Genomic DNA, 1302 nt, shown 5'->3' with positions numbered 1-1302 from the left:
AGCGTTAGGGAAACGCCCGGTTACATTCCGAACCCGGAAGCTAAGCCTTTCAGCGCCGATGGTACTGCAGGGGGGACCCTGTGGGAGAGTAGGACACCGCCGAACAATCTTTCAAAGGACCCTTGGTCCAGCGTTCAACGCTGGACCAAGGGTCCTTTTTGTTTTGCACATCTTTACGCCGAAGCGCGGCCATGGGTTGGTTGCGCGAGAATGACTAGCGGTACCCCGAAGACAGGAGTCACACCCATGTCCAACTCTCCCGACGATCGTCCGGAGCGCGAGCCTCGGCGCAACGACGGTGGTGACAGGGGCAGCTACCGCGGGGGCCGTGACGACCGTGGCGGTGACCGTGGTGGCGACCGTCCCCCGTTCCGTCGCGACGACCGTGGTGGTCGTCCTGCCGGTGCCGGTGGCGCCGGTGGTGGCTTCCGTCGCGATGACCGCGGTGGTCGTCCGGCCGGCGGTGGCAGCGGCGGTGGTTTCCGTCGCGACGACCGTGGTGGCGACCGGCCCAGCTACCCCCGCCGTGACGATGACCGTGGTGGTCGTCCTTCCAGTGGCGGTGGGGACCGCCCGTCCTTCCCGCGTCGTGATGACCGTGGTGGGGACCGTCCGTCCTACCCGCGTCGTGACGACCGTGGCGAGCGGCCTGCCGGTGGTGGCGGCGGTTTCCGTCGTGATGACCGTGGTGGCGACCGTCCGAGCTTCCCGCGTCGTGATGACCGTGGTGGGGACCGTCCGCCGTTCCGTCGTGACGACCGCGGCGACCGGCCCACCGGTGGCGGCGGCGGTTTCCGTCGTGATGACCGTGGTGGGGACCGTCCGTCCTTCCCGCGTCGTGATGACCGTGGTGGGGACCGTCCGCCGTTCCGTCGTGACGACCGCGGCGACCGGCCTGCCGGTGGCGGCGGCGGTTTCCGTCGCGACGACCGTGGTGGCGACCGGCCCAGCTACCCCCGCCGTGACGATGACCGTGGTGGTCGTCCTTCCAGTGGCGGTGGGGACCGCCCGTCCTTCCCGCGTCGTGATGACCGTGGTGGCGATCGTCCGCCGTTCCGTCGTGACGACCGTGGCGAGCGGCCTGCCGGTGGTGGCGGCGGTTTCCGTCGTGATGACCGTGGTGGGGACCGTCCGAGCTTCCCGCGTCGTGATGACCGTGGTGGGGACCGTCCGCCGTTCCGTCGTGACGACCGCGGCGACCGGCCTGCCGGTGGCGGCGGCGGTTTCCGTCGTGATGACCGTGGTGGGGACCGTCCGTCCTTCCCGCGTCGTGATGACCGTGGTGGGGACCGTCCGCCGTTC

1 rRNA gene and 1 pseudogene are annotated in these 1302 nt (G+C 69.9%); both read left to right on the top strand.

What is annotated here, in order from left to right:
- Window positions 1-105 (top strand): 5S ribosomal RNA (rrf, locus tag ABZX75_RS34400); the annotation flags it as partial.
- Window positions 106-285: 180 nt separating this feature from the next.
- Window positions 286-1302: pseudogene (locus ABZX75_RS34395) on the top strand (hypothetical protein); the annotation flags it as partial.

It is taken from the genome of Streptomyces sp. NPDC003038, assembly GCF_040611115.1.
Taxonomy (GTDB): domain Bacteria; phylum Actinomycetota; class Actinomycetes; order Streptomycetales; family Streptomycetaceae; genus Streptomyces.
This window is presented reverse-complemented; position numbering and strand designations above follow the sequence as displayed.